This is a genomic window from Streptomyces sp. WZ.A104, assembly GCF_002382885.1.
Lineage (GTDB): Bacteria > Actinomycetota > Actinomycetes > Streptomycetales > Streptomycetaceae > Streptomyces.
Genome location: NZ_NWVL01000003.1, coordinates 164023 through 183582, shown reverse-complemented (window position 1 = coordinate 183582; position 19560 = coordinate 164023). Strand labels below are relative to the sequence as shown.

Annotated in this window: 18 protein-coding genes; 13 read left to right on the top strand and 5 right to left on the bottom strand. The window is 72.6% G+C overall.

The features are described 5' to 3' along the window. Window position 1 precedes the first annotated feature (1 nt). From CIB93_RS02875 to CIB93_RS02830, 10 genes are all read left to right on the top strand, one after another. Window positions 2-949 (top strand): ABC transporter permease, encoded by a 948-nt coding sequence (locus CIB93_RS02875; RefSeq protein ID WP_096623682.1) that lies wholly within the window; start codon window positions 2-4, stop codon window positions 947-949. Then, entirely contained in the window at window positions 946-1764 is an 819-nt protein-coding gene (locus tag CIB93_RS02870; RefSeq protein WP_257001982.1) for an ABC transporter permease, read from the top strand. The genes CIB93_RS02875 and CIB93_RS02870 overlap by 4 nt, the downstream gene beginning before the upstream one ends. After that, a complete protein-coding gene (locus CIB93_RS02865) occupies window positions 1761-3329 on the top strand; it encodes an ABC transporter ATP-binding protein (RefSeq protein WP_096623680.1) in 1569 nt (522 codons plus the stop codon). Before CIB93_RS02870 ends, CIB93_RS02865 begins: the two co-directional genes overlap by 4 nt. A gap of 40 nt (window positions 3330-3369) precedes the next feature. Further along, window positions 3370-4137, top strand: coding sequence for a methyltransferase (locus CIB93_RS02860; RefSeq protein ID WP_096623678.1), 768 nt, complete (start codon window positions 3370-3372; stop codon window positions 4135-4137). A gap of 16 nt (window positions 4138-4153) precedes the next feature. Next, complete coding sequence (locus tag CIB93_RS02855) at window positions 4154-5188, top strand: pyridoxal-phosphate dependent enzyme (RefSeq protein WP_096623676.1); 1035 nt, start codon at window positions 4154-4156, stop codon at window positions 5186-5188. Between the two features lie 66 nt (window positions 5189-5254). Beyond that, window positions 5255-6076 (top strand): Rossmann-like domain-containing protein, encoded by an 822-nt coding sequence (locus CIB93_RS02850; RefSeq protein ID WP_096623674.1) that lies wholly within the window; start codon window positions 5255-5257, stop codon window positions 6074-6076. After that, window positions 6073-7386: an MFS transporter gene (locus CIB93_RS02845; RefSeq protein ID WP_218839748.1), complete on the top strand. Its 1314-nt coding sequence runs from the start codon at window positions 6073-6075 to the stop codon at window positions 7384-7386. Before CIB93_RS02850 ends, CIB93_RS02845 begins: the two co-directional genes overlap by 4 nt. Before the next feature lie 241 nt (window positions 7387-7627). Next, window positions 7628-8056, top strand: coding sequence for a hypothetical protein (locus tag CIB93_RS02840; protein ID WP_257001981.1), 429 nt, complete (start codon window positions 7628-7630; stop codon window positions 8054-8056). A gap of 375 nt (window positions 8057-8431) precedes the next feature. Next, on the top strand, window positions 8432-9550 hold the full coding sequence (locus CIB93_RS02835; RefSeq protein WP_096623672.1) for a DUF4190 domain-containing protein: 1119 nt from the start codon (window positions 8432-8434) through the stop codon (window positions 9548-9550). A gap of 188 nt (window positions 9551-9738) precedes the next feature. Next, window positions 9739-12978 carry a tetratricopeptide repeat protein gene (locus CIB93_RS02830; protein ID WP_096623670.1) on the top strand — a complete coding sequence of 1080 codons (3240 nt, stop codon included), beginning with the start codon at window positions 9739-9741 and terminating at the stop codon, window positions 12976-12978. A gap of 134 nt (window positions 12979-13112) precedes the next feature. Here CIB93_RS02830 and CIB93_RS02825 read toward each other — a convergent pair whose 3' ends face one another. Further along, complete coding sequence (locus CIB93_RS02825) at window positions 13113-13349, bottom strand: hypothetical protein (RefSeq protein WP_096623668.1); 237 nt, start codon at window positions 13347-13349, stop codon at window positions 13113-13115. 1 nt (window position 13350) lies between these two features. After that, window positions 13351-14232, bottom strand: coding sequence for a mycothiol conjugate amidase Mca (mca, locus tag CIB93_RS02820; protein WP_096623666.1), 882 nt, complete (start codon window positions 14230-14232; stop codon window positions 13351-13353). A gap of 170 nt (window positions 14233-14402) precedes the next feature. On the opposite strand from mca, the gene CIB93_RS02815 reads away from it, so the two are divergent. Together CIB93_RS02815 and greA are read left to right on the top strand one after the other, a co-directional pair. Continuing rightward, complete coding sequence (locus CIB93_RS02815) at window positions 14403-14819, top strand: DUF4307 domain-containing protein (protein ID WP_096623722.1); 417 nt, start codon at window positions 14403-14405, stop codon at window positions 14817-14819. Between the two features lie 184 nt (window positions 14820-15003). Next, window positions 15004-15501, top strand: a complete 498-nt coding sequence (gene greA, locus CIB93_RS02810; RefSeq protein ID WP_096623664.1) for a transcription elongation factor GreA — start codon at window positions 15004-15006, stop codon at window positions 15499-15501. Window positions 15502-15594: 93 nt separating this feature from the next. On the opposite strand, the gene CIB93_RS02805 is transcribed toward greA, so the two are convergent. From CIB93_RS02805 to ilvA, 3 genes are all read right to left on the bottom strand, one after another. After that, complete coding sequence (locus tag CIB93_RS02805; protein WP_179499931.1) at window positions 15595-16458, bottom strand: ABC transporter permease; 864 nt, start codon at window positions 16456-16458, stop codon at window positions 15595-15597. Then, complete coding sequence (locus tag CIB93_RS02800) at window positions 16455-17456, bottom strand: ATP-binding cassette domain-containing protein (RefSeq protein WP_096623662.1); 1002 nt, start codon at window positions 17454-17456, stop codon at window positions 16455-16457. The genes CIB93_RS02805 and CIB93_RS02800 overlap by 4 nt, the downstream gene beginning before the upstream one ends. Window positions 17457-17582: 126 nt before the next feature. Continuing rightward, on the bottom strand, window positions 17583-18812 hold the full coding sequence (gene ilvA, locus CIB93_RS02795) for a threonine ammonia-lyase (RefSeq protein ID WP_096623660.1): 1230 nt from the start codon (window positions 18810-18812) through the stop codon (window positions 17583-17585). 158 nt (window positions 18813-18970) lie between these two features. Between ilvA and CIB93_RS02790 the strand changes: the two genes are divergently transcribed. Further along, on the top strand, window positions 18971-19501 hold the full coding sequence (locus CIB93_RS02790) for a MarR family winged helix-turn-helix transcriptional regulator (protein WP_096623658.1): 531 nt from the start codon (window positions 18971-18973) through the stop codon (window positions 19499-19501). Window positions 19502-19560 lie beyond the last annotated feature (59 nt).

The following is a 19560-nucleotide window of genomic DNA, read 5'->3' as shown; positions in this document are numbered from 1 at the left end:
GATGCGCGGGTACGCCCTGCAACGACTCGCCGTCGGAGCCGTCCAGCTGGCCCTGCTCGCGGTGCTGGTGTTCGCGTTGACGTCGCTGCTGCCCGGTGACGCGGCCGATGTCCGCAACAACGAGGACGCCACGCCCGAGCGGGTGGCGGCGCTGCGCGAGCAGCTCGGGCTGGACCGGCCGGCCCTGGAACGCTTCACCGACTGGGCCCAGGGCCTGCTCACCGGCGACCTGGGCACCTCGCTGGTGAGCGGCGGCCCGGTGCTGGACATCCTGACCGACTCGGCCGGCCCCACGCTGGTGCTGGCCGCGGTGACCCTCGTTGTCGTCGTGCCGCTCGCGGTGCTGCTCGGCATCGCCTCCGGGCTGCGCGAGGGCGGGCGCCTCGACCGGGCGGTCACGTCCGTGACGCTCGCGCTCAACGCCGTACCGGACTTCCTGCTGGCGCTGCTGCTCGTGGCCGGCCTGTCGCTGAGGCTGGGCTGGCTGCCCGCCACCTGGGTCGGCGTGGGCGCGGCGGACCTCCTGGTCGAGCCCGCGCTGCTGGTCATGCCGGTCACGGTGGTGGCGGCCCGCATGGTCTGCCTGCTGTCGCGGCAGGTGCGGGCGGGCATGGTGACGGTCCTCAAGGCGGACTACGTCGTCCAGGCGCGGCGCCTCGGCGTGCCGCGCCGGACGCTGCTGCTGCGCCATGTCCTGCCCAACGCCGCTGTGCCCGGGGTCCAGGAACTGGCCCGGGTGGGCGACAACCTGGTGGGCGGGGTGCTGGTCGTCGAGGCGGTATTCGCGATCCCCGGTGTGGCGACCGCCCTCGTCCGTGCCGTGGAAGCCCGCGATGTGCCCACCGTGCAGGGCTTGGCCCTGGTGGTGGCGGTGGCGGCCCTGCTGTTCAGCCTGGTGGCGGATCTGGTCTGCCATCGACTCGTCCCGCGAACGGAGGTCCTTCGGTGAAGGCCACGGCCAAGCCCATGGTGTCGGTCGGCGGGCTGCTGCTGGCGCTGCCGCTGGGTGCCGCCCTCTTCGGACCGCTCGTCGCCGATCCCGCCGTGCCGGGCGCGTATGCCCCGTACGCCCCGGGCGGGGGCGAAAGCCCGCTGGGGACGGACGGGTTGGGGCGTGACGTGCTGGCCCTGCTCCTGCACGGCGGGCGCAGCGCGCTCGGCATGGCGCTCGGCGCGGTCGCCGTCGCCTGCCTGGCAGGCGGACTCATCGGTCTGCTGGCCGCGACGGCCCGCCGCCGCTGGGCCGACGAGCTGCTGATCCGTCCCCTCGATGTGCTGCTGCCGCTGCCCACGCTGCTCGTGATCAGTGTGATCGCGGTGGGCTGGCGCGGCTCGCCCGCCGCCATCACTCTCGCGATCGCGGCTGTCAACGTCCCGCCGGTGGCACGGCTGGTGCGGGCCGCGGCCCTGGACGCGGCGAGCAGTCCCGTGGCCGAGGCACTGCGGGTGCAGGGCGAGTCCCGGCTCCGTATCCAACTGGACTACGTGGCACGCTCGGTGCTCGCTCCGGTCGCCGCCGACATCGGCACCCGCATCACCCTCGCCGTGTTTCTCGTGGGCTCGGCCAACTTCCTCGGCCTGGGGCTTGACCCGACGGCTCCCGACTGGGCGGTGAGCATCTCTCGCAGCCGCGAGGGCCTGCTCCTCCAGCCGTGGGCCGTACTGGCGCCCGCCCTGATGCTCGTCATGTTCACCGTGGGGCTCAACCTGCTCGCCGATGGCCGGCTTGCCCGCTCCCGCCGTTCGCAGGAGGCCGACCGATGACCCCGATCGTCTCCGTGCGGTCACTGACCGCGCGCGCCGGGGACAGCGTGCTCCTCGACGCGGTCGACCTCGACCTGTACGAGGGCCGGGTCACCGCGCTCGTCGGCCCGTCCGGCAGCGGCAAGACCACGGCCGCCCTCGCCCTGCTCGGTGAGGCGGGCCCGGGGGTACGCCTGACCGGCGGGGTGACGGCCGACGGCGTGACCGTCGTGGCTGAGGACGGCATCACGAAGGCCGCCGCCGGGCTGCGCGGGCGGGTGGTCGCTTACATGCCCCAGCACCCGGGCGGCGCCCTGAACCCGGCCCGCCGCACCGGAGCCGTCCTCGCCGAGCTCGCCCGTCTGCACCACTCCGCCTCCACCGCTACGGCGGCCGTCGCCGAAGCGCTGGACGCGGCCCAGTTGCCGCCGGGACGGGACACCGAGCGGCGCTTCCCGCACCAGTTCTCGGGCGGGCAGCGCCAGCGTGTGGCACTCGCCCAGACGCTGGTGTGCCGCCCCCGGGTGCTCGTCCTCGACGAGCCGAGCACCGGCCTGGACACGGTGACCCGGCTGAGGCTGGCCGGGGAGCTGGCGGAGCTCGCGCGCACCGGCCTGGCGATCCTGCTCCTCAGCCACGACCACGACCTCGTCCGGGCCCTGGCCGACCACGTGGTCGTCCTGCACCGGGGGCGGGTGACCGCGTCGGGGGGCCCCGCCGACGCCCTGCCCGCCCGGCGCGGGGTGGCCACCACGCGACACGCCCCCCGCGACGGCGACGGCCCCCCGGTCCTCGACGTGAGGAACCTCTCCGCCCACCTCCACAGCCGCCGCCGGGGCCCCGTGCTGCACGGGGTCGGCCTCCAACTGCCCGCCGGGGCCTGCGTCGGCGTGGCCGGGCTGTCCGGCAGCGGCAAGACCACGCTGGCCCGCTGCGCCGCCGGACTCCACGAACGCCACCGCGGCGACGTGCTGCTGGACGGCGACCGGCTGCCGGTGCTGCGCCGCCGCACCGCCGAGCAGAAGCGGCGGGTGCAGTACGTCTGGCAGGAAGTGCGCTCCTCCTTCGACGAGCGGCGCCCGGTCGCCGAACAGGTCGCCCGGACCGCCGTACGGCTGCGGGGACTCACACCCGACGAGGCGAGGCACACGGCCCTTCGGATGCTGGACCGTCTCGGGCTCGCCGCCGACACCGTCGCACGCCGACCGGGTGGCCTGTCGGGGGGCGAGCTGCAACGTGCCGCGCTCGCCCGCGCCGTACTCGCCGAACCCGACGTGCTCGTCTGCGACGAGATCACCACCGCCCTGGACGCCGACGCGACCGACGCCGTCCTCGCCGAGCTCGCCGCCCTGCGTGAACGGCACGGCACCGCGCTGCTCTGGGTCAGCCACGACCTGGAACTCCTCGCCGCCGTCGCCCACCGCATCGTCGTCATCGACAGCGGGCACGTCGTCGAGACCGGCACGCCGCAGCAGGTACTGCGGGCCCCCCGGGCCGCCCTCACCCGGCAGCTCGTCCACGCCATGGATCTCGGCAGGGCACTCAAGGCCACCGATCAGGCCGCCCCGTCCGTCTCCGGCGCCTGAAGGACTCACGACCCACCACACCCCCGACCACGGAGGACACATGACCGACCTGACCGCAGCGGGCGACCCGGCTGCGCGGGGCGACGCCCGGGCACTGCTCGACGCGCTGCCCGACACGCTGCCGCAGGACGAGATCCTCGCCATCAACAGCTCCAAGTCCGACATCCACACGCACCGCACGTACGCGTACAACGGCTGGACGTTCGACCTGCCGCCCGGCGTCTTCAAGCCAGGCGACACCAGCCGTATCGTCCACGACCGGCTGCTGGACGGCACCATCCCGCTCAAGGGCCGCGCCTACGCGGCCATCGGTGCCGGCCTCGGCGTCGAGGCCGTGATCGCCGGCACGGCCGGCGCCCGCGAGATCTACGCCGCCGACGTCCACCCGGACAGCGTCGCCACCGCCGCCGCCCACTACGAGCGCGTCGTCGGGGACCGCCCCGGCACCGCCTTCCGTCCGCTGGTCTCCAACCTCTTCGAGGAGTTCCCCTCCTCCGCCCGCCTAGACGTCATCACCTTCAACCCGCCCGCGGTGAGCGTGCGGACCAGCGACGACCCGACGGTGGTCCGCAACGTCTGTGTGGGCGCCGAGATCGTCGTCCGCTTCTTCGACCAGATCGTCGACCGGGACCTGCTCGCGCCCGACGGCGAGATCTACCTGGTCGTGTCCAACACCTCGGAGCTCAAGCGCATCGTCGCGTACGCCGTCGACGCCGGGTTCCAGCCGGAGGTCCTGCACCGCCAGACCTGGGAGGGCGACAACTGCCAGGCGTACTTCTTCAAGCTGAACCGTCGGCCTGCCGCCTGACCAGGAGGAGAGAGACATGCATGAGCACATAGCGGAGGCCGTCAAGGAGCCCGACGTGGTGGCCGTCCCTCCTGGAGCGGTCTGTCTGCGCTTCGAGACCATGAAGCTCTACTCGGCGCTCGGCGCCGTACGCCACCTGCTGGAGACCGGGCAGGTCGAGCCCGGTGACACGCTCGTCGACAGCTCCAGCGGCATCTACGCCCACGCACTGGCCCTCGCCTGCCACCGCTACGGCCTGAACTGCCACGTCGTCGGGTCGACGACGGTGGACCGTACACTCCGCGTCCAGCTGGAGATCCTGGGCGCCACGCTCGAACAGGTCCGGCCGTCCAAGAACCTGCGCCTGGACCAGAACCTGCGCGTGGAGCGCATCGGTGAACTGCTGCGCGAGAACCCCGGCTACCACTGGATGCGGCAGTACCACGACTCGATCCACTACCTCGGCTACCGCGACGTCGCCGACCTGATCGGCAAGGAGGTCCCGGACGGACCTCTGTCCATCGTCGGAGGGGTCGGCACCGGAGCGTCCACCGGCGCCATCGCCACGTATCTGCGCGAGGCGGGCCGGGAGGTCACCCTCGTCGGCGTGCAGCCCTTCGGCAGCGTCACCTTCGGTGCCGAGCACGTCTTGGACCCTGACATGATCATCGCGGGGATCGGCAGCTCCATCCCCTTCCGGAACGTCCGGCACGACCTGTACGACCGTATCCACTGGGTCAACTTCGACTACGCCATGTCCGGTGCCGTCGAACTCCTGCGCGCCAGCGGTATCTTCGCCGGACTGTCCGCCGGCGCCGCCTACCTGGCCACGCTCTGGGAGCGCGAGCGCGACGACTCCCGGACGTACGTCTTCCTCGCCGCCGACACCGGGCACCGCTACGTCGACAGCGCCTACGCCAACCACCCCAAGGCCATCGGTCTGGGCTCCATGCGGCCCCACGAGGTCATGACGCGGGACGGGCTGCGGCACCCCTGGTCCGCGATGGACTGGCCGCCGAACGACAGCGCGCTGGTGCGCGGCGAACCGCTGCTGGTACCCGGCGCGGTCTAGCGCCCTCCTCCCCTTGGTCACAGCCCTCCCTGCGAATCCATCACCCCCCGGACGAAAGGACCCGACATGTCTCCCTCACAGCCGCACTCCGTGGCAGACCTCCGGCAAGCGGTTCTCGAAGGCGCCTACGGGCCGCTGCCCCAGGAGCTCGCCGTCACCAGCGCTTTCTGGCTCCACCACACCACCCGGCTCGCCGGCAGCCAGGTCACCTACCGCAACCACTACCTGCTGCTGAGGTCCGGGGACGCCTTCGGGGCCTCTTCCTTCGAGGCCGGATCCCTCGCCCCCGAGTTCTGCGCGGACGCCTCGGGCCACACCCTCGACACCCTCATCCGGCACGATTCGGCGCCCGTGCGCGTCGCCGCCCTCGACGCCTACCTCGGTCGCGTTCAGCCGCATCGCAGCGCGCCCGCCGCCGAACCCGTCGTCCTGCCGACCGGCACACCCGAGACGCGGGCCGAGGCCAGGGACGCGGCCGTCGCGGGACTGCTGGACATCGCCACCGGTGCCAAGGTCGCGCTCATCGGCGTCGTCAACCCGCTCGTCGCCGCGATACGCGAACAGGGCGGCACCCCGCTGCCCTGCGACTTCAACCTGCGCACCACCAACTGGGGCGACCCCGTCACCGACGACATGAACCAGGTCCTCGCCGAGGCGGACGCCGTGGTCGCCACCGGCATGACCCTCAGCAACGGCAGCTTCGACGTCATCCTGGAGCACTGCCGCAAGCAGGAGATTCCGCTGGTGGTGTACGCGCAGACCGGCAGCGCCGTCGCACGTGCCTTCCTCGGCGCGGGCGTCACCGCGCTCTCCGCCGAGCCCTTCCCGTTCTCACAGTTCAGCGCCGACGAGACCGCGCTGTACCGGTACCGGGCGGCGGGCACATGAGCAGCGAGACCAAGGACCCGGGCCCGGTGGACACGGACAAGGCGGCCGACGGGGCCGCGGCGGAGCCGGCCGCGAGCGTGGCGGCCGTACCGGGCGACTGGAAGATGACCCGCCTGCTGTGGCCGCTCATGCTCGCCTCAGCCATCGGGCTGGTGCCCTTCACGATCTACAGCACGTTCCTCGTCCCCATCGCCGACACGGCGGACAGCGGTGTCGCCGCGCTCGGCCAGCTGCGCGGTCTGGGCGGCCTGGCCGCGCTCGCGGTGGGAACCGCCCTCGCTCCCCTGATCGACCGCGTACGCAAGGAATGGGCGGCCGCGGGCGGGCTGGCCGTGCTCGCCCTCTCGGCGGCCCTCGGCGCGACCGGCGATTTCCTGTTGCTGGCGGCGTTCTGCCTGCTCGTCGGCGCAGGTACGGCCGTACTGAACCCGGCGCTCACCGCGGCGGCGGCCGACCGATTCGACAGCGACGCGGCCTCCGGCCGGGCGGCGACCCTCATCACCGCCACCCAGTCCCTCACAGCGCTGCTCGCCGCGCCCCTGGTCGCCCTGCCCGCCGTGCTCTGGGGCTGGCAGGGCGACCTGTGGGTGATCGCCGCCGTCGCGGCCGTACTCGCCGCGTACTTCTTCCTCCGGGGCCGTCGCCCTCACCCGGCGGGGCAGGACAGCGCGGCCAGGGCGAACAAGGCGGACCGGCCGGGCTACCTGGCGTCGTTCAGACTGCTGGGCGCGCTTCCGGGCGTGGTGCCGCTCCTGTTCGTCGCCATGCTGCGGACGGCGGCGTTCATGGGGTACCTCGCCTACCTGGCGGCCTTCTACGACGAGCGCTTCGCGCTGTCCCCCGGGCCGTTCGCCATCGTCTGGACGTTGAGCGGCACCGCGTTCTTCCTCGGGAACCTCGTCGCCGGGCGTCTGCTGAGCGCCGACCGGCCGAAGGTCCCCACCGAGCGGCTGATGACCCTGGCCCTGCTGGTGGCACTGGCAGCACTCGTGGGCGTGTTCTTCACCCACTCCCTGTTCCTCGCCCTCCCGCTGACCGCCCTCGTCGGCGCCGGTCACGCCACGGTCGCCGCCTGCGTCACCACGCTCCTCGTACGCCGCTGCGGCTCGCTGCGCGGCACCGCGCTGAGCATCAACTCCGCCGGCATGAGCCTCGGTGTGTTCGTCGGAGCCGGTCTCGGCGGCGTGGGACTGGCACTCGGCGGCTATCCGGGCACGGCCGCCGCACTCGGTGCCCTGACGCTGGCGGCGCTCGTCTTCGCCCGTGTCGCCGCCCGGCATGGGGACATGAGCGAGGGCCGGGCCGCGTAGCCGGAGTGGAGGCGTGCCCACGGGCTGCGGGCGTACGGCCCGTAGGCACGCGGAGGCACATGGCCCGCCTTGCGGAAACGCGGCGTTGACCAGCAGGGGTCCGTTCCGGCACCGAAGCCGTCGAGCGCCCGGAGGCCGTGCGTCAGGCCCCCGTGACCGCCGCCGGGGACACCGGCTCGGCCGCCGGGGGCTTCGCGGGGCGCGCAGCTACACCAGCTCGGTCGACTACACGGTCGGGAACGTGAAGCCGAGCCTCACCGAGGTCGCGGACTACATCACCAAGGCCAGGAACCACGAACTGACCCCGCTCACCGGATTCGTCCTCAACGACGAGGAGATCATCCGGAAGCGGCTGGTCCTGGACTCCTTCGACCTGGACCTCAACGAGCTGAACCGCTTCGGCTACCAGGAGATGGCGCACCTCTTCGAGCCGGTGCTCACGGCGGCCGAGGACATCGGCCTGCTGCACCGCCTGCCCACCAACCGCATCCAGCTGACGCGGCTGGGCTTCAAGCACCGCGACACCCTGTCCTGGATGCTCTTCTCCAAGAACGTCATCGGCCTGGACCGCGAGTACTACGCCGACCTGCACAGCGAGAACAAGCGCGCCCAGAAGCACATGGGCAGCGAACCGCTCGGCATTTCGGGTCTGAAGACCCCCCGGTCCTGATCGCGGTCCCTCGGCACGACTTGCCTGCACCACATGCCTGCACGGCTCGCCCCGGTGCGTGCGCCGAAGCAGTTCCGGTGGCCGTACCGGGGTGCGACCCGGGGGAGCTCCATGACCCGGCTTCTTGTCGCCGCGGGCGGGCGGCGGCGACGTGATCGGCACGACCCTCGTGCACCACGCACGCTGTTCCTCGTCGACGACAGCCGGGACGGCGGCCGATAGACGCCGACGTCGGTGGCCCGGCGCTGCCGTGAACGGGCAGGCGAAAGGGGGTGGGGTCGGACAGGAGTGCGAGAGAGGGCGGTGCTAACGTGCGGGCACCCCGGCCCCACACGGACTTCTGCCCTGCTCACCGACACGAAAGGGCACAGGACCATGACCGTGCCGCCGACTCCGCCCCCGCATTCCCCGGTGCCCCCCGCGCCTCCGGCGGCGGGCCCCCACGGCCCCTGGCAGCCGGTGCCCCGGCAGCCGCTCAGCGGGCTCGCGGTCGCCTCGCTCGTGCTGTCGCTGCTGGTCTGCCTCGCGCCGGTGGGGCTGGTCCTCGGGATCGTCGCGCTGGTGCGGCTCCCGCGCACCGGCAAGCGCGGCAAGGGTCTCGCCGTCGCCGGGACCGCCGTGGGCGGCGCGGTGGTGGCCCTGTCCGCGCTGCTGCTGGTGGTCGGCGGGGTCCGGTTCACCGCCTGGACGGGTGAGGGGCCGAACCCCTTCACTCCCGGGGACCGGACGGCGACGTCGCTCTACGACCTGGCCGAGGAGGACTGCTTCACCCCGGCCTCCGGGCTGCCCACCCCCGGCGGGGACCGGCTGAAGACCATGTCGGCGGAGATCGTCCCGTGCGACGAGCCCCACCAGGGGCAGGTCTACGGGTCGTTCGAGCTGACGGGCAAGGCGTTCCCCGGGGCCGCCGCCGTCGCCCATGCGGCGAACAAGGGATGTGCTCCCCTGTTGCACGACTTCGCGCTGGACACCACGGCCCTGCCCCGGTCCCAGATGTTCTACTACCACCCGGACTCCGCCGGCTGGGCGAGCGGCAACCGCACGGTGCTGTGCTGGCTGGGCTCCACCGCCGGTCCGCTGGAGGAGTCGCTGCGGCAGGATCTGGAGGACTGGGACGAGGCCCAGTTCGCCTATCTGATGGCGCTGCGTCCCGCCAGCGAGGCCCGGGTCAGCAGGCCCGCCACGGCGGCGGACGACGACCTCGCCGGGGCGACCGCCTGGGCGGGGCGGATGGCGGCCGGGACGGATGAGTCGGCACGGATACTGCGGGTCACGGGCGGCCTCCCGGCCGAGGCCGAGGACCCGGTGACCGCGTTCGCGGACCGCCTCGAACAGCTGTCGGGCGTCATGAGCGCCGCGGCGAAGGCGCGTACGCCGCAGGAGTTCGAGAAGCTCACGAACAGCATCGGCGAGGACGACGGGGCCCGCGAGGAGCGCGCCGTACGCGACGCGCTTGAGCTGCGGCTGCCGGGCGGGGGCGATCTCGCCGGGTGACCAGCCCGCCCTTCTCTCCCGGCTCTCCCTGTTCCCGCCTCTCCCTGTTCCCGCCTCTTTCTTGACCCTCCCCCTGCTCAGGGCCCCTCGCGCCGGAGCGCGCCACGCATGACACTTGACCCTGACCGCAGGCACTTGACGCTTCGGAAGCCGACGCTTCGGAACACAGCTCTCGGAGGGGGACCCTTATGCGGGACAGCCATCGCGCGGAAGCCGAAAGGCTGTTGGTGCGCGCCGTGGAGGAGGAGGCGCGGCGCACCGGTGGCCGGACGGACGCCGGTGCGCTGATGGCGCGGGCCCGGGCGGCGCTCGACACCATCGCCGCGGGCGCGGCCGAGGAGTACGCCGCGTACACCCGGGCGCTGGACTCGGCGGCGGCGGGAGCGCGGCCGCTGTCGGAGCGCTTCAGCCGGGCTTCGCTGGGAACTCCCCTGCTGGTCACCGGAGTCGCCGCCGCCGCCGCGTTCACCGCCGATGTCGCGCTCGGCACGGAGACCGCGCTGGCGCTCGGTGCGGGCGCGGCCGTCGCGGTGGCCGGTGCGGCGACGACCGTGGCGAAGGTGACCGCCTCGCACTGGCCCGCCGCGCACCGCCGGGCCGGGGCGGCCGGACAGCCGGGCGGGGCCGAGCAGTTGCGGCTCCAGTGGCTGAGCGCCCTGGATGTGCGCGGCATCCGCCCGTATCTGGACCAGCAGCGGATGCTGGCCCCGGCCGCCCGCTCCCCGAAGAAGCCGGCCTCCCCCGCCGTACGGCAGTTGCGCGGCGTGGACCGCAGTGCGGCGGCCCGCACCCGGGTGGTGCTGGAGCAGACCTTCGGCCATCTCCCGCAGGCCGAGGGGCCGTTCGCGGGGCGGCGGGCGGAGCTGGCGCAGATCGCCCGGTGGGTGCACGCGGCCCGCGCCTCCACACGGACCCGCCCGACCGTCGTGGTGCTGCACGGGGAGCCGGGGTCGGGGCGCACCACGCTCGCGGTGCGGGCGGCGCACACGCTCAGGGACCAGTTCCGGGGCGCGTGCGTGGTCGATCTGCGCGGCCAGGTGGCCGGGGAGAGCCCGCTGCCGACCCGGGACGCCCTGCTGCATCTGCTGAACCGGCTGGGCGCGCCGCGCGAGCAGCTGCTGTTCCGGGAGGGCGCGTCGGCCGAGCAGCAGGTGCGGCGGCTCGCCGAGCTGTACCACCAGCACCTCACGGGGACCCCGGTCACGATCGTGCTGGACGACGCGACGGACGCCGGGCAGGTGCGCACCCTGGTGCCGGAGCACTCGGACAGCCTGGTGATCGTCACCGCCAGGGAGCCGCTGGAGCTGCCCGGGGACCTGCCTGCCCGGGTGCACCAGCTGCCGGTCGGCCCGCTGGACGCGGCAGGGGCGGAGGAGCTGCTGCGCGAGGTCGCCGGGGAGGAGGAGACGGGGCCGTACGACTACCCGTCGACGGACGCCGTCGTGGAGCTGTGCGGCGGGCTGCCGCTGGCCCTGCGGGTGGCCGGTTCCGCGCTCGGGGCCCGTAGCCGCCACACCCTGGCAAAGGACCTGGCGGCAGGGTCGCCCCCAGGGGCGTCCGGGCCGGTGGCCCCCGTGGAGCGGGCCTTGTGGCTGCGCTACACGGACCAGGGGGAGCAGGCCCGGCGGCTGCTGCGGCGGCTCGCGCTGGCGGGCCGGGCGAGCCTGGGGGCGGCAGCGGCAGCGGCCCTGCTCGCGGCGGACGAGCAGGAGGCGGAACGGCTGCTGACGGTGCTGGCGCGGGCCGGGCTGCTCACCCGCGTACGGGGCTCGCGCTACCGGCTGCACGATCTCGTACGGGCCTTCGCGCTGGCCCGGCTGCTGGACGAGGAGCCGCCCGCCGAGCGGACGGCCGCGCAGGAACGGCTGCTGACGAACTACGCGGAGCTGGCCGACGCGGTGATCCGGATGGTCGACGGGAAGATGTCGACCCGTGCGGGCCGGTTCGGCTCGCACGGCTTCGGTTCGCTGGACTCGGCGCTGCGCTGGCTGGACGACGAGTCGAGCTTCATCACGGCGGCGCTGCGGCACGCGGAGGGCGTCGACCAGGGCACGGTGCTGCATCTGCTGGGCGCCCTGTGCGACTACTGCCTGCTGCGCGGCGACCTCTACCGCCTGGGCGAGATCAGCGAGCTGACCCAGTCCGTGGACCAGGGCCTGCTGGAGCGCTCGGTGCAGTGGCGTACCGGCATCGCGGCCCGGCAGCTCGGCGAGCTGGACAAGGCCCGCACCACTTTGTCCTCCGTCGTCGGCCTCTACCACGAGGCGCGGAACGACGCGGGCGAGGCGCTGGCCCTCTGCTCGCTCGGCATCACCCTGCACCACCAGGGCAACCTGACCGAGGCGGCGGCCCGGCTCGGCGAGGCGCTGGCCCTCCAGTCCTCGCAGGCGCAGGCCGAGGACCGGGCCTGGACCCTGCACGCGCTGGCCGCCGTGGAGCGCGACCGGGGCGATCTGGCGAAGGCGCTCACGCTGCTGGACGACGCGCTGCGGCTGCACCGGGAGGGCGATTCGCTGCACGGTGAGGCCTGGACGCAGTTCCAGCTGGGGCAGGTGCGGCTGCGCACGGGCGAGGTGGCGGCGGCCGAGGAGGCGCTGAGTACGGCGCTGGAGCTGTACGGGCGCACCCGCGACGGGCGCGGTGAGGCCTGGGCGATCACCCAGCTGGCCCGGGCCCGGCTGCTGGACGACGACCCGGCCGCCGCCCTGGAGCAGCTGCGCGACGCCCTGGCCCGGCACCGGGACAACGAGGACGCGCGCGGTGAGGCGTGGACCCTGTACTACCTGGGTCAGGCGTTGGAGGAGGACGGGGACACCGATCAGGCGGTGCGGGAGCTGGAGCGGGCCCGGACGATGTTCTCCCGGATGCGGGACGTGTACGGGCTGGCGTGCGCCCGGCACCATTCGGGCCGGGTGACGCGGGACCAGCGGGCCGCGCAGACGGGCAACCTGCGCAATTCGGGGTTCGCCCGGCAGCTGCTGATGGACGCGCGGGCCGATTTCCGGCGGATCAAGGTGCCGTACGGTCAGGCGTGGGCGTGCGTGGAGCTGGCGTTGATCGACGCGGGCAACGGGCGGGCGCCGCAGGCGCTGGAGCTGTGCGGTGAGGCGGCGGAGCTGTTCGCCTCGTACGGGGACGCGCGGGGCGGCGACTGGGCCCGGTTCCTGCGCTGCACGCTGCTGCCGTACGCCTCGCCCGGGGGCAGCGAGGTGGGCACGGTGGTCGCGCAGCAGGAGCTGGCCGAGCTGATCGAGGCCCGGCACCCGGCGCGGGACAGCAGGCTGGAGCAGTCCGCGGCGGCGTTCGCGCTGGCGCTGGAGCGGGGCGTGGACCTGGAGGACGGCTGGCAGGCCTGGCGGCTGGGCCTGACCCCGACCCGGCGCGCGGGCCAGATCATGGGCGTCCCGAGGGTGCCGTCCACGCACTGACCGTACGGGCCGCGGTGCCGTCGCGGCCGTGACCGTACGGGCAGCGGCGCGGGCCGGCCATGAGCGTACGAGGTGAGGGCGTCCGGCCGCGGGGCCGGACGCCCTTCCCGTACGCGCGGGGCCTGTGCCGCGCGCTACTTCCCGGGCGAGGCCGCCCCGTTCCCTGCGGGTGCGGCCGTGGCCGCCTCCGGGTCGGGGGCCTCCTCGAAGTTCACCCTGCCCATGTGGCGGTTCATCGACTTCATCAGCGCCCACACGCCGACGGCGAGCGCCGCGAAGACGAGGAAGCCGAGGACGCCGGGGGTGACCTTGTTCTTGTCGAGCTCGGCGGCGAGCGGGACGAGGTGCGTCAGTGCCTGGGTCGCGTACATATCAGGCATTGTCGCGGATGCCCGCGAAGAGGTCGCTCTCGGGGAGGGAGGTGTCGACCAGAGACTTCGCCAGCTCGTACTCCTCGGTCGGCCAGACCTCGCGCTGGATGTCCATCGGGACCCGGAACCAGCCGCCCTCGGGGTCGATCTGCGTGGCGTGCGCGATCAGCGCCTTGTCGCGGATCTCGAAGAAATCGTCGCAGGGAACGTGCGTGGTCAGGGTGCGTTCGACGCGCTCGAACTCCTTCCAGCGCTCCAGCCACTCGCCGTAGGGGGACTCCAGGCCGCGGGCGAGGAGCGCCTCGTGCAGGGCGACGGTGCGCGGCCGGTTGAAGCCCTGGTTGTAGTAGAGCTTCCGCGGCTCATAAACCGGGCCGAACTCGTCCTCGGGGAACTTCTCCTTGTCGGCCGCACCGTCGAACGCGATCATCGTGATCTTGTGCGTCATGATGTGGTCGGGGTGCGGGTAGCCGCCGTTCTCGTCGTACGTGGTGATGACCTGCGGCCGGAACGCGCGGATCTTCGCCACCAGGCGTCCCGCCGCCGACTCGGGGTCCTCCAGGGCGAAGCAGCCCTCGGGCAGCGGCGGCAGCGGGTCGCCCTCGGGCAGCCCCGAGTCGACGAAGCCGAGCCACTCCTGCTGGACGCCCAGGATCTCGCGGGCCTCGTCCATCTCCTTCTTGCGGACCTCGTGGATGTTCTTCTCGATGTACGCGTCACCCTGGAGCTTCGGGTTGAGGATGGAGCCGCGCTCGCCTCCCGTGCAGGTCACGACCAGCACGTCCACCCCCTCGGACACGTACTTGGCCATGGTGGCCGCGCCCTTGCTCGACTCGTCGTCGGGGTGGGCGTGAACGGCCATCAGTCGCAGCTGCTCAGTCAAAGCTCGATCCTCAGTCATTCGGTCGCTCTGGTCGATCCGGTCTCTGCCAAAGAGGTGCCGGCCCGCGTGACGTCGGTGTGGGGCGCGGTCGTGTGACGCGCGGGCGACTTCTATAGTGACTGACCGAGGGGCCGGAAAATTCCTCGATGCCCGACCCGGAGGGAACGATCATGACGGCGGTTCGCGGGACCACGCCCGAGGGGCGGTACGGCCGCACCGAGGACCAGCGCGCGGACCGCAAGCTGAAGATCGTCGGATCGGTCCTGGGCGTGGCCCTGCTCGGCCTGGTCGGCTGGATGGGCGTCCACTATGTGGGCGGTCAGGGCATCAGCGGCGAGATGATCAAGTTCGAGGTCGTCTCCGACACCCGGGCCGACGTCCACCTGGAGGTCCGCAAGGACCGCGACGGCCACGGCTACTGCGTGGTGCGGGCGCTGAGCGAGGACGGTTCCGAGGTGGGCCGCAAGGAGGTCCGCTTCGACGGGGCCGAGAAGCGGATCGACGAGCTGGTGACCGTCGTGACGCGTTCCCGGGCGACCGCGGTCGAGCCGATGGGCTGCACCGCCGACGACGGCCCGACCGGCTGATCCGGCCACACCCCCGCTGACCTGCGACGACGCACACGAAACTGCGGCCGGGTCGGGCGTGTGACGTTTACCTTCTCCCCCTTTTCCTACGGAATTGTTAGGCTCGTGGTTTCGCCCACCCGTGGAGGCACATGCTTCTGGGTAGGGCGATGCTTTGTATTCCCAGCACCGACGAGGAGCACCTGTGACTCAGACCAGCGAAAACGTCACCTGGCTCACGCAGGAGGCGTACAACCAGCTCAAGGCCGAGCTGGAGTACCTGTCTGGTCCCGCGCGCACGGAGATCGCCGTCAAGATCGCGGCGGCCCGTGAGGAGGGTGACCTCCGGGAGAACGGCGGGTACCACGCGGCCAAGGAGGAGCAGGGCAAGATGGAGCTGCGGGTGCGCCAGCTCACCCAGCTCCTGGAGCACGCGAAGGTCGGCGAGGCGCCGGCCGACGACGGCGTGGTCGAGCCCGGCATGGTCGTCACGATCGCCTTCGACGGCGACGAGGACGACACGATGACCTTCCTGCTCGCCTCCCGTGAGTACGCCAGCACGGAGATCGAGACGTACTCCCCGCAGTCCCCGCTCGGTATCGGCGTGAACGGCAAGCGCACGGGTGAGGACGCGGAGTACGAGCTGCCGAACGGCAAGACCGCCACGGTGAAGATCCTGGCGGCGAAGCCGTACACGGGCTGAGAGACGCCCCCACCACGACACGACACGGCGACGCGGGTGTGCAGTCCCTTCCGAGGGATCGGCACACCCGCGTCGCCGTGTGCGCGCCTCGCGTCAGCGGCTGGACCGCCGGTACTTGCGGACCGCGAGAGTGCGGAAGACCACGACGATCAGCACTGACCAGAGCAGCGACGCCCAGACGGGGTGCTGCATGGGCCAGGCGCTGGAGTCCACCACTCCCGGGTTGCCGAACAGCTCGCGGCAGGCCTGGACGGTGGCGCTGAAGGGGTTCCAGTCGGCGACATGCCGCAGCCAGGGCGTCATCTGGCTGGAGTCGACGAACGCGTTCGAGATGAACGTCACCGGGAACAGCCAGATGATCCCGCCCGAGGTCGCGGCCTCCGGGGTGCGGACCGACAGCCCGATCAGGGCGCCGATCCAGGTGAAGGCGTACCCCAGGAGGAGCAGCAGGCCGAAGGCTGCCAGGACCCGTCCGGCGTTGGTCGGCTCGGCCGAGCCGGTGCGCCAGCCGACGATCAGCGCGACGACCGCCAGGACGAGGAGGGTGATGCACGTCTGGGCGAGGTCGGCGACCGTGCGGCCGGTGAGGACCGCGCCGCGCGCCATCGGCAGGGACCGGAAGCGGTCGATGAGGCCCTTCTGCATGTCGTCGGCGATGCCCGCCGCCGAACCCGCCGTGGCGAAGGTGACGGTCTGCGCGAAGATGCCCGCCATCAGGAAGTTCTTGTAGACGTTCGGATCGGTCGTGCCGCCGATGCTCATCGAGCCGCCGAAGACGTACGTGAACAGCACGACGAACATCACCGGCTGGATGACTCCGAAAAGAAGCATCTCCGGAATGCGGGACATGCGGATCAGGTTCCGCTTGGCGACGACGAGGGAGTCCCTGACGGACTGGACGACCCCGCCGGAGAGGCGGGGCGCCAGGACGGGGGCGTCCTTGGTGGTGACGCTCACCGGGCGTCCTCCTTGTCCTCGGGGTCCTCGTTCTCCTGCTCCTGCTCCTGCTCCTGCACCTCGGCCGCGTGGCCGGTGAGGGAGAGGAACACGTCGTCCAGGGTCGGGCGGCGCAGGGCGATGTCGTCGATCTCCACCCCGTGGCCGTCCAGGTCGCGGATGATCTCGGCCAGCAGCTTCGCCCCGCCGGTCACCGGGACGGTCAGCTTGCGGGAGAGCCGGACGACGGTGACCTCGCCCTTGCCGAGCGCGGTCAGGACGGACCGGGCGGGCTCGATCTCGTCGGGGCGGTGCACGACGACCTCGACGCGCTCGCCGCCGGTGCGGGCCTTGAGCTGGTCGGAGGTGCCGCGGGCGATGACCTTGCCGTGGTCGATGACGCAGATGTCGTGGGCGAGGCGGTCGGCCTCCTCCAGATACTGCGTGGTCAGCAGCAGGGTCGTACCGCCCGCCACCAGGTCCTCGATGACGTCCCACAGCTGCTGCCGGTTGCGCGGGTCGAGGCCGGTCGTCGGCTCGTCCATGAACATCACGGGCGGCGAGACGACGAGCGCGGCCGCGAGGTCGAGACGGCGGCGCATACCGCCGGAGTACGTCTTGGCGGTGCGGTCGGCGGCGTCGGCGAGGTTGAACCGCTCCAGCAGCTCGCCCGCGCGGGCCTTCGCGGCCCGGCCGCTCATCTGGTAGAGCTGCCCGACCATCTGGAGGTTCTCCCGGCCGGTCAGATACTCGTCGACCGCGGCGAACTGCCCGGAGAGCCCGATCGAGCGGCGTACCTCGTTGGGCTTCCTCAGCACGTCGATCCCGGCCACGAAGGCGCTGCCGCTGTCGGGGCGCAGGAGGGTGGTCAGGACCCGGACGGCGGTCGTCTTGCCCGCGCCGTTGGGGCCGAGGAGGCCGAGGACGGTGCCCTCGGGAACGTCGAAGTCGACGCCGTCCAGGGCTCGTACGTCGCCGAAGGTCTTCACCAGACCTTCGGCATGGATGGCACCTGGCATAAAAGGACTCCCCCGTCACTCGCGGCTGACCGCACCCGTACGTGGTTTCCCCGCCGATCCTAGGATCGGCGGGGCTTCACCGCGCGGTGAACAACGAGATCGGGCCAACCGGCCGGAACCGGACGGTCAGCCGATGACCCGGTACCCCTCCGCGCGCAGCGCCGCCTCGACCTCCTCGCAGTGGCGGGGCCCCTTGGTCTCCAGGTGGAGGTCGACCTCCACCTCGGTCAGGCCGAGACGCGGGTCGGTGCGCACGTGACCGATGTCGAGCACGTTCGCGTCGGCCACCGTCAGCGCGGCCAGCAGGGCGGCCAGCGCCCCCGGGCGGTCGGTGAGCCGCAGCCGCAGGCTCAGGTAGCGGCCCGCCGCGGACATCCCGTGCCGCAGGATGCGCTGCATCAGCAGCGGGTCCACGTTGCCGCCCGACAGCAGGGCCACCACCGGACCCCGGAAGGCCTTCGGGTCGCTGAGCAGCGCCGCCACCGGACTGGCCCCGGCCGGCTCGACGACCAGCTTGGCCCGCTCCAGGCAGAGCAGCAGGGCGCTGGACAGCTCGTCCTCGGTGACGGTGCGGACCTCGTCGACCAGCTCCCGGATCAGCGCGAACGTTACGTCGCCGGGGCGGCCCACCTTGATGCCGTCGGCCATGGTGACCGGGTCGTCGAGGGAGACGGGGTGCCCGGCGGCCAGCGAGGGCGGATAGGCGGCGGCCCCCTCGGCCTGGACACCGACGATCCGGACGTCGGGGCGCAGCGCCTTCACGGCGACGGCGATGCCCGCGGCGAGACCGCCGCCGCCGAGCCCGACGACGATGGTGCGGACCTCCGGGCACTGCTCCAGGATCTCCAGGCCGACGGTGCCCTGGCCCGCGATGATGTCCGGGTGGTCGAAGGGGTGGATGAAGACCGCGCCGGTCCGCTCCGCGTACTCCTGGGCGGCGGCCAGCGTCTCGTCGACGACCTGGCCGTGCAGCCGCACCTCGGCCCCGTACTCCTGGGTCGCCGCGACCTTCGGCAGGGGCGCCCCGACAGGCATGAAGACGGTGGAACGCACGCCGAGCAGGGAGGAGGCGAGCGCGACGCCCTGGGCGTGGTTCCCGGCGCTGGCGGCGACCACCCCGGCCGCCCGCTCCACCGGGGTGAGCCCCGAGATCCGGACGTAGGCGCCGCGCAGTTTGAAGGAGCCGGTGCGCTGGAGGTTCTCGCACTTGAGGTGGACGGGGGCGCCGACCAGCTCGCTCAGATGCCGGCTGCCCTCCAGAGCGGTCACCCGGGCCACCCCGGACAGCATTTTCTGCGCGCCACGGACATCGTCGAGGATCAGGGGCGGGTGGGGGGCGGTCGCGCGGAAGCTCATGCCCGCAAGTCTTGCAGCTCCGACCGTGCGCGGCAGACTTGTCTCATGGCGGCCTGCGGTGTTGTCCGCAGGTTTGTGCGGCACTGGTACGCGTTGCCCCGGGGCCGCGTACTCTGTCCCCCACTCCATCCGACACCGCATGAAGAGAGCCCCCGGCCATGCCCCCTCAGGACATGACGACTGCTGCGTCTCCTTCCGGGGGCGCCGTCCCCGAACACCCGGGCCCCGACCGCCTGCTGGACTCGCTCCAGCACCAGGTGGCGGTCTTCGCCCGCCGCGCCGAACAGACCCGCCTCGGCGGTGTCGGCCAGGTCCGCAACTCGATGGACCGGGCGGCCTACCTGCTGCTGAACCGGCTGGACCGGGAAGGCCCGATGGGCGTCAAAGCCCTGGCGGCCGGGATGGGCATCGACTCCTCGACGGTGACGCGGCAGGTCGCGCCGCTCGTCGACACCGGACTGGTCAAGCGCACCTCGCACCCGGAGGACGGCCGGGCCGTCGTGCTCCAGCTCTCGCCGCGCGGTCAGGCCCGCCTCAACGAGGTACGCGCCTCCCGGCGTGAGCTGATGTCGCAGGTCACGGACGGGTGGTCGGAGGAGGAGCGGGACACGTTCTGCGCCCTGCTCACCCGGTTCAACGCCTCGCTCGCGGCCCGGCAGGCCGCGTACCAGTCGGCACAGTCCGACTGACGCCCGGCGCCGGTCCGGGCGCCCGCGGCATCCTGACTCTTGACCGGGGCGGTGTGCCG

What these genes read in the sequence shown, in the direction of transcription:
- CIB93_RS02835 (WP_096623672.1), top strand. Translation starts at nt 8,432, where the DNA reads ATGACCGTGCCGCCGACTCCGCCCCCGCATTCCCCGGTGCCCCCCGCG.
- CIB93_RS02815 (WP_096623722.1), top strand. Translation starts at nt 14,403, where the DNA reads ATGACGGCGGTTCGCGGGACCACGCCCGAGGGGCGGTACGGCCGCACC.
- CIB93_RS02790 (WP_096623658.1), top strand. Translation starts at nt 18,971, where the DNA reads ATGCCCCCTCAGGACATGACGACTGCTGCGTCTCCTTCCGGGGGCGCC.
- CIB93_RS02825 (WP_096623668.1), bottom strand. Translation starts at nt 13,349, where the DNA reads ATGTACGCGACCCAGGCACTGACGCACCTCGTCCCGCTCGCCGCCGAG.
- CIB93_RS02855 (WP_096623676.1), top strand. Translation starts at nt 4,154, where the DNA reads ATGCATGAGCACATAGCGGAGGCCGTCAAGGAGCCCGACGTGGTGGCC.
- CIB93_RS02800 (WP_096623662.1), bottom strand. Translation starts at nt 17,456, where the DNA reads ATGCCAGGTGCCATCCATGCCGAAGGTCTGGTGAAGACCTTCGGCGAC.
- ilvA (WP_096623660.1), bottom strand. Translation starts at nt 18,812, where the DNA reads ATGAGCTTCCGCGCGACCGCCCCCCACCCGCCCCTGATCCTCGACGAT.
- CIB93_RS02850 (WP_096623674.1), top strand. Translation starts at nt 5,255, where the DNA reads ATGTCTCCCTCACAGCCGCACTCCGTGGCAGACCTCCGGCAAGCGGTT.
- CIB93_RS02845 (WP_218839748.1), top strand. Translation starts at nt 6,073, where the DNA reads ATGAGCAGCGAGACCAAGGACCCGGGCCCGGTGGACACGGACAAGGCG.
- CIB93_RS02865 (WP_096623680.1), top strand. Translation starts at nt 1,761, where the DNA reads ATGACCCCGATCGTCTCCGTGCGGTCACTGACCGCGCGCGCCGGGGAC.
- CIB93_RS02830 (WP_096623670.1), top strand. Translation starts at nt 9,739, where the DNA reads ATGCGGGACAGCCATCGCGCGGAAGCCGAAAGGCTGTTGGTGCGCGCC.
- CIB93_RS02875 (WP_096623682.1), top strand. Translation starts at nt 2, where the DNA reads ATGCGCGGGTACGCCCTGCAACGACTCGCCGTCGGAGCCGTCCAGCTG.
- CIB93_RS02860 (WP_096623678.1), top strand. Translation starts at nt 3,370, where the DNA reads ATGACCGACCTGACCGCAGCGGGCGACCCGGCTGCGCGGGGCGACGCC.